The sequence below is a fragment of the Acetobacterium sp. genome (assembly GCF_041752335.1).
Lineage (GTDB): Bacteria > Bacillota > Clostridia > Eubacteriales > Eubacteriaceae > Acetobacterium.
Window position 1 is genome coordinate 1 of record NZ_JBGSHG010000045.1, and the last position, 7,176, is coordinate 7,176.

The 7,176-nt window shown below is 39.1% G+C and carries 11 protein-coding genes; 6 read left to right on the forward strand and 5 right to left on the reverse strand.

Going from position 1 to position 7,176, the window contains the following annotated elements:
• Nucleotides 1-436: 436 nt before the first annotated feature.
• Nucleotides 437-601, reverse strand: a complete 165-nt coding sequence (locus tag ACEW8F_RS06005; RefSeq protein ID WP_373482566.1) for a hypothetical protein — start codon at nucleotides 599-601, stop codon at nucleotides 437-439.
• A 98-nt stretch (nucleotides 602-699) separates the two neighbouring features.
• The gene (locus ACEW8F_RS06010) at nucleotides 700-1,137 is read right to left on the reverse strand and encodes a hypothetical protein (protein WP_373482567.1); all 438 of its coding nucleotides are present in this window, start codon (nucleotides 1,135-1,137) and stop codon (nucleotides 700-702) included.
• A 340-nt stretch (nucleotides 1,138-1,477) separates the two neighbouring features.
• On the opposite strand from ACEW8F_RS06010, the gene ACEW8F_RS06015 reads away from it, so the two are divergent.
• Together ACEW8F_RS06015 and ACEW8F_RS06020 are read left to right on the forward strand one after the other, a co-directional pair.
• Nucleotides 1,478-1,642, forward strand: coding sequence for a DUF6132 family protein (locus ACEW8F_RS06015; protein WP_373482568.1), 165 nt, complete (start codon nucleotides 1,478-1,480; stop codon nucleotides 1,640-1,642).
• A gap of 17 nt (nucleotides 1,643-1,659) precedes the next feature.
• Entirely contained in the window at nucleotides 1,660-2,229 is a 570-nt protein-coding gene (locus tag ACEW8F_RS06020) for a hypothetical protein (RefSeq protein WP_373482569.1), read from the forward strand.
• Nucleotides 2,230-2,280: 51 nt separating this feature from the next.
• Here the strand turns inward: ACEW8F_RS06020 and ACEW8F_RS06025 are convergent, their stop codons facing one another.
• Nucleotides 2,281-2,772, reverse strand: a complete 492-nt coding sequence (locus ACEW8F_RS06025; RefSeq protein ID WP_373482570.1) for a flavodoxin family protein — start codon at nucleotides 2,770-2,772, stop codon at nucleotides 2,281-2,283.
• Between the two features lie 108 nt (nucleotides 2,773-2,880).
• Nucleotides 2,881-3,360: a YbaK/EbsC family protein gene (locus tag ACEW8F_RS06030; RefSeq protein WP_373482571.1), complete on the reverse strand. Its 480-nt coding sequence runs from the start codon at nucleotides 3,358-3,360 to the stop codon at nucleotides 2,881-2,883.
• 230 nt (nucleotides 3,361-3,590) lie between these two features.
• Here ACEW8F_RS06030 and ACEW8F_RS06035 point away from each other — a divergent pair, with 230 nt between their 5' ends.
• Genes ACEW8F_RS06035 through ACEW8F_RS06045 form a run of 3 tightly spaced genes read left to right on the forward strand, consistent with a single transcriptional unit; the run spans nucleotide 3,591 to nucleotide 5,432 of the window.
• A complete protein-coding gene (locus ACEW8F_RS06035) occupies nucleotides 3,591-4,328 on the forward strand; it encodes a group II intron maturase-specific domain-containing protein (protein WP_373482572.1) in 738 nt (245 codons plus the stop codon).
• Complete coding sequence (locus ACEW8F_RS06040; protein WP_373482573.1) at nucleotides 4,328-4,528, forward strand: SWIM zinc finger domain-containing protein; 201 nt, start codon at nucleotides 4,328-4,330, stop codon at nucleotides 4,526-4,528. The genes ACEW8F_RS06035 and ACEW8F_RS06040 overlap by 1 nt, the downstream gene beginning before the upstream one ends.
• Before the next feature lie 43 nt (nucleotides 4,529-4,571).
• Nucleotides 4,572-5,432, forward strand: a complete 861-nt coding sequence (locus ACEW8F_RS06045; protein ID WP_373482574.1) for a hypothetical protein — start codon at nucleotides 4,572-4,574, stop codon at nucleotides 5,430-5,432.
• A 244-nt stretch (nucleotides 5,433-5,676) separates the two neighbouring features.
• Here ACEW8F_RS06045 and mscL read toward each other — a convergent pair whose 3' ends face one another.
• Entirely contained in the window at nucleotides 5,677-6,072 is a 396-nt protein-coding gene (mscL, locus tag ACEW8F_RS06050) for a large-conductance mechanosensitive channel protein MscL (RefSeq protein WP_373482575.1), read from the reverse strand.
• Nucleotides 6,073-6,825: 753 nt separating this feature from the next.
• Between mscL and ACEW8F_RS06055 the strand changes: the two genes are divergently transcribed.
• Nucleotides 6,826-7,176: hypothetical protein (locus ACEW8F_RS06055; RefSeq protein WP_373482576.1), on the forward strand; the 351-nt coding region annotated here is incomplete at its 3' end.

A 7,176-nucleotide genomic window follows, 5' to 3' on the forward strand; every position in this document is an offset into this window, starting at 1 on the left:
TTTTGCTCATTTTGAATCATAAAAGTTCTGTTTTTGAATTTCAGGTGGCATGAATTTTGTAATTTTGAATTTCGAGTCCTTAGTCTTTTATGCTGTAGTCAAACTGGTTTTTTCGACTTTTTCACTGCTCCCGGACGGTTCGGGACTTGTGAAAAAGCATCTTTTTGCTGGTTTCACAAGATTTGAGTGAATGATTTTTAGAGACATCGGGTAGAGACATCAGGCACGTTTCAATTGTCACATTCCCCCAACCCCCTCTAAAAATATGGTTCACCCAAAACAGTTGAGACGTTTCGGAACCCGTGAAAAAAGCTTTGTTTTTTACTGAACTCAAAAAATTAAAAAAGGCTGGGATTACCGAACCTCTGTCTTTAGTCTGAAACCCAGGTTTAAAAACTTGGGTTTATTTTATATAACGATCCTGGTTAAAACAACTTCATCGTTCAGAACGTTGATACCGGTTTTCCAATTCATCAAAAACTTCATTAAAACCGTAGCGGTCATTGTTTTGAACATCTTTCAAACCAGCATTGACAGAGTTTCTTATTTCCATTTTTGCTATTTCTTCCGGCGTGTATAAAACTCTTTCCGTTGCGCCCATTTCATACCCTCCATCTCATTATTCTTAACAACATTGTAGACGGTTATTCTAATATTTACAATTGCCTTTTCAGAATTGCCACGATGTCAAAGTGATACTTATTCCATCAGATCAAGCTGACCCTCAATCAAAACTTTGGAAATATTCATCGCTTTGATTAAATTTTTATTACGGCGATAATGAACGGTTCCTTCTGCAAATTTACTCTGTGCTTTTTCACACTTACTGATCACCGAAATCACTGGTCTGAGTGCTTCTGTTAATTCTATTTTGGTATACTGCTCCATAACATTTTTTCGGTCAAGATCCAATTTTTTTACCGTATCATCGGATTGATCCCTAGTCGCCTGTTCTTTGCTGGAAATTTCGTTTTCGATCAATAACTTTGAGATAATCATTGCTTTGATTCTATTTCTAAGCAGTGAATACTGAGCGGTTCCTTCCGCAAATTTGCCTTGCATTTTTTCACATTTTCTAATAGTTGAAGATACTTCCCGAAGCGCTACGTTCAATTCTTCATTGGTGTAATTACCCATAATAATGCTCCCTTTGTTTCGCAGTACAAAGCTGAAAAACCTTTATTCATCGTCAGCCTCAATTAGCTCATGAACCTTTGTCTTCAGTCTAAAACCCAGGTTTTTAAACCCGGTTAGATTACCAACTCCGATATTCTTTTTTGATGTTTTATTCAAAAGCAAATACTGTGGAAACGGTTCTTTTGTGGTGTATTTCTCAAATGAGCATAAGTCCCCCTGGCAACAGGGCTTCTGAACTATCCGTTTATTTATTGTGATCTAATCACCGATTTCAAAAAAAGTCTTTGATACAATAAGAAACATTCAACTGATTTATCAATTTTTTATTCGGAGGTATAAAATGTATATTAAAATAATAATCGGCTCTCTTGTCGGTGGCGCCTTGGGTCTTCTCTATTACAAACTGGTTGGCTGCCCCAACGGCAATTGCCCCATTACTGCCAAACCCCATCGAACTGCGATTTATGGCGCCATTCTTGGTTTTATGATCAGTTCTTCGTTTTAAATTAAAGGTAATGTTGTATGAAAAATAATCAATTCTTATTCCTCTTGGTACTGACTTATTTTGCGTTGGGATTTGTCAATATTCACTTTGCCATTTTGGGTCTCGTCTGCATGATGTTACCCTTTATTTTATTATTTAGAAACCGCAAAAAAACCTGGTGTCAAGGCTATTGCCCCCGGGCCAGCCTGCTGAGCACGACCGGCAAACTTACTTCGAAATTTTCGTTGAAAACGCCAGCCTTTTTTATCAAGGGTAAGATGAAATGGATAATGATTATCTATTTTGGCATCAGCCTAATCTTTATCACCATGTCCACCATTCGTGTTGGGCTAGGCTTTTCACCCGCTTTGGAATACCTTCGTTTTCTGATTGTGATTCCCCTGCCATTTGAAATGCCTCAATTGATCATCTTTGAAAGGCTACCAGCCTGGTTGACGCATCTGTCCTACCGTTTTTATTCCATGATGCTGACTACCACGTTTATCGGTGTGATCTTGTCGCTGGTTTACAAGCCGCGCACCTGGTGCACCATCTGTCCCATTTCAACCATTTCCAGCGAGTATATTAAATATACGCGTGACCTCTAGCGGAGACGCGTAATGAGACACCGGGAACATTTCGTTTTTTATGATCGATACTCATTCCAGGTTCAACGCAAATTCCGCTGCATTCTTTAAATCCTCACTGTTTGGTCTGCCTTTGTTCATTCCACCAAAGAATTCAAGAAAACTGTTGGTATTAAACCCTTTACAGTTAAATTCCCCTTTTATGATGTATCCTTTTGACACAAGTTTCTGTCTTAGTGCCGAATGATCTTTTGCAACCTTGTCTTCTCCGATAATTGCACTGGTAGAGAAGATAAAGCATGACTTTTTACTCACTTCCGGCAGCTGATCAGCCAGATCCAGCAATTCTTTATAGTGTCTTCGACTGTCGATGCCTGCTCCAAAGCCAATCAGGTCATAATTTTCAAGCTCTGCCAGCGTGACCTGATCAATTCTTTTTACCGGGGCATGCAATACTTCGGCAAATACATCAGCAATTTTTGCGGTATTGTTGTGATGATAAGAATGGACAATAATCAGACACTTTCCTCGTTCGGCGGCCATAACACTATTTTCTTTCTGCATCGTTTTTCACCTCTCATTTTTATTTCACGCTATGAATTTAGAAATTCGGTCACTTCTTTTAGATATAAATCCGGGTTTCCGATACACAATGCCAGAACCCGTGGCTACTCATGAGACCGGTTGCCAGCCCTTACAAATATCAAACCAGCCGGCACTGTTGGAATATTTTTCCAGTTCCGCTATTGTCAGTTCAATGGCACTATTACTGCTTCCGCAGGCAGGAAATACCGTATCAAATCGTTTCAGTGAATCATCCAGATAAATATCCACATTGCCGTTGACGGCAAAGGGACATACGCCGCCAATACCATGACCAACAAGGTCCTCGACCTCTTCCGGCGAAATCATTTTTGCCTTCGTTTTAAAATGAGCTTTAAATTTTGAATTGTCGATTCGGGCATCACCGGCTACCACTACGAGCACACATTTTTCCGCCAGTTTAAAGGACAAGGTTTTGGCGATTCGTTCCGGGGCACAACCGACCGCCTGCGCCGCCAGTTCGACCGTTGCCGATGAGGTCTGGAATTCCAGGATTCGGGTTTCAATATTCCATTGTTTAAAATAATCTCTTACTTTTTCTATTGCCATTTATAGTTACTCCTGTTCTGATAAAATGGGATTTATTGATTGTCCTTCCCATTCTATCATAAATATTTTTTTGATTCAAAGTACTACTTATCACGATCTGCCTGTTCCTGCATTACCCCCTGTGTTAGGATAGTTGTGTGCGACTTGAAAGCCGCTATTTATATTGCTGAAAAGCTATTTCTTTCATCTGAAATATCTCTATCATCATGTGCGTAATTGGTAACGATTGGATGCTCGAAAATATCCCGACAGAAAAAGATGTCTTGAAGAAATTCCTTAAAGCGGGATACTTATTTGAGGGAAAGCTTTTTCCAACAACGGAAGGATCAGCGCAGGGGGGAATAATCTCTCCAACAATCGCAAATATGGTTCTTGATGGCATGGAGGATGCAATCGCTCAAAAATTCTGGCCGAGTAAGAAAGGTCGAAATGAGGTAAAAGATACTCACAGAAATGGGGTAAATGTTATAAGATACGCCGATGACTTTATTATAACAGCCTATAGTGAAACAACAGCTAGAGAAATTATTAAAGTCATTGAGGAATTTCTGAGTATAAGAGGCCTTGTGCTATCATCAACAAAAACAAAAATTACCACCATACACCAAGGTTTTGATTTTCTAGGCTGGAATTTTCGAAAGTACTCAGGAAAACTGATTGTCAAACCATCTTTAAAATCCACCCAGAAATTAGTATCTACCTTAAGTCAAGAAATAAAGAATGGAACAAGTTCAGCACAATCACAATTAATAAGAAGACTCAACCAAATATTAAGGGGATGGACGAATTACCACCAGCCAGTATGCGCCAAAGAAACTTTTGGAAAAATAGATCATGTCCTATGGGAAATGTTGTACCATTGGGCGAAAAGGCGACATCGGAACAAATCTAAACAGTGGATTATCCGAAAATACTGGTGTGAAATCGGGACTCGAAAATGGTTGTTCAAAGATGAAGGAGCCACCTGATGACACGATACAGTAAGGAATTCAAAGACAACATTATCAAACAGGGAGAGCGGGACTATCTTTTTACCGTAGCGGGAACCGACGTCTATCAGGTGTTTGTCAAATTCGATGATCAGGGCGAAATTACGCAAACTGGTTGTGACTGCCCCTATGATTTTGGACCAATCTGCAAACACAATCGAAAATATTGCAATCAATAACACCGATCTTGAGATTGGTTTAAAAACAGCGCTATTTGGGAAGTTGCTTAAGCTATCTGATAAGAGCGTTTTTGATGGCTGGGAGGATTTCAAAATAGAGCTGCTTCAAATCGGCATCGAATTTGCCAATGTTGAAAGTCTGAGAAATAAGCTAAATCAGAAAATTGAAGCGATGATCGACAAAATCTCTGGTAAACCATATAAACAATACACGGTTGAAGCTTTGCTGCGGATTGAGTTAGAAATAAAAAGTCGGTATGGTACGAAAACAGAGGTTGATGAATTTATCAGACAGAATCTCAAGTATTCATCGTTTCGAGAAGCGCTGATTGATAAACATATTAAGGAAAAAGATTTCCAGAGTGTGATTGGGCTGGCTTTGGAAGGCGAAAAAAAGGATCGGGATCATGCTGGTTTAGTCCCCAGATGGAAAAAGATCAGATATACGGCTTACAAGCAGCTGGCCCAGAAGCATGAACAGCAGCAGTTGGCTAAAGAACTGTTATTGGACGGAAATTTTGAGTATTATCAGGAACTGAAGGCATTAAGTCCCGGGAATGAAACCGCACTATATCTCAGCTTAAAGCAGGAATTAAAAGCGCTCAAAGACTGGCGTGGCAGAGAGTTGTATCGAACGCTGATTGTCGACGCTAAAGATTTGGATGCGATCATGGACTACGTCAGAGAAAACCCGCAAAGTATTGAAACCTATGCCGGGATGCTTAAGGAAACGTCTAAAGATGAAGTCATTGAAATTTATCAAGCCTATATCAAAGGAGCCGCCGGCGCTGCCCGAAACAGACGTGACTATCAGGGCATTTGCAGGATCATCAAGCAGTACAAAAAGATTGCGGGTCAAAAAAAATCAAGACAAGATCATTCAGGAGCTTATCATTTATTATAAAAAAAATCCGGCCTTTATCGATGAACTCCGTAAATTTTAAACGATAAGGTGGGAAATCATCGTTCCAAGTCGGTAGCAATTAGCGAAGAGGGGATCAAATTATCGCAAAGCTTATTGAACAGATATAATATATCAGATTGGCAGTAGCATGACAAACGAAACATCCCCTCATCAGGAGATAACTTTGTTTAATGGCCTAGCTGTATTTTTTTGTTGGGAAAGTTGAACGAACACTCTATTTAAACTATTTTGTTTTGAGAATATCGCGAATTTCTTCAAGCAAAAGCTCTTCTTTACTGGGCACTTCAGTAACAATCGCTACTTCAGGCTCTTTTTTCGTTCTAAATGTAAAGAGTTTAATAATCACAAAAATAGAAACCGCAATAATTAAAAAATCAACCATAGATTGGATAAATGCGCCATAGCGAATGGCCACTTCAACAACCTCTCCACTTGCAGGGGTAATGATAAATTTCAAATCTTCAAAATTAATCCCGCCTAATAGAATACCGATTATTGGCATTAAAATATCATTAACCAATGATGTGACTATTTTCCCAAAAGCTGCGCCAATGATCACGGCAACTGCAAGATCCATGACGTTACCTCGCAATACAAATTCTTTAAATTCTTTTAGCATATAAAACCTACCTGTTTTTAGTGTGTCTTCAATATTTTTCAGTCCGACAGCGTCAGTATAACACATAATCATGGTTATTATATGGGATTTATAAACTTGCTTCTATTTTTTGAGCCCGTCATGCTCTGAAGCGCTCAACCATTATCATGACCGGACAGGATGGTACCATTTATAACCTCCGGATCACCGGCAACCCCGAGAAGCACAACCATGAAATTTATCAAATCTTCGAGATTGTCGATCTGGTCAAACGCCGGGAAACTTCCGTGAATGAGAGAAGGTAGTGACAGAAAAAAACGAAGAATTCAGGATTTATGTAGCCTGCAGACCCTGTTACTCGAAACCTGGGATAACTAAAAACCGATACGTGGGCATTTCTGCAGCTTTCATCTGTCATATTTGCCCCAATTCTAAAAACGGCATCAACCATTTCTGGGGGATAAAAGGTGCGACTTAAAAGATGCCTCAAAAGCTTGCTTCCTTTTTCATGTACCGCGATAAAGGTTTTGTTGACTACTTCCGGGACGGCAAACTGCGACCGGCGCCTTTCTTATACGATGGTTATCAGATAAATTGCTGCAATGATCAGCAAGATAATGCTGTTCCACTTCAAAAACTTAATGTCCGATAAATGTTGAAAAATGTATTTACTCTTTACAAATGTTATTTGAAGAAATAAAATGGAGTAAAAACATAAGGACATTAACTCTAGGAAAAGATAAAATATACCTAAGATTGGGATGTGAAAGATTGATGGTAATTAATGATTCTGAAAAGAATAATGAAATTTTTATAGAAAATGAGGATAAGGCCAATCAATATGCCGCTAAATGTTTGATCATTGTAGCAGCTATTGTTGGAAGTGTATGGATTTTAAATTCCATCAATTTTTTTATTATTTCAAAAATGCTGATGAACATAGCCATGCCGACAAGTATAACATTGTTTCTTTTGCCATCGTTACTGGTTAAAATGATTAGCGGTCAAAAGTGGTACCTGAAATATCTGATCATGGCTTGTACCATTATGGGAATGACCAGTCTTTCGACAATGATGACGTATCATACGATCCTTGCCTGGATTTGTCCGTTATTGATTTCCTGC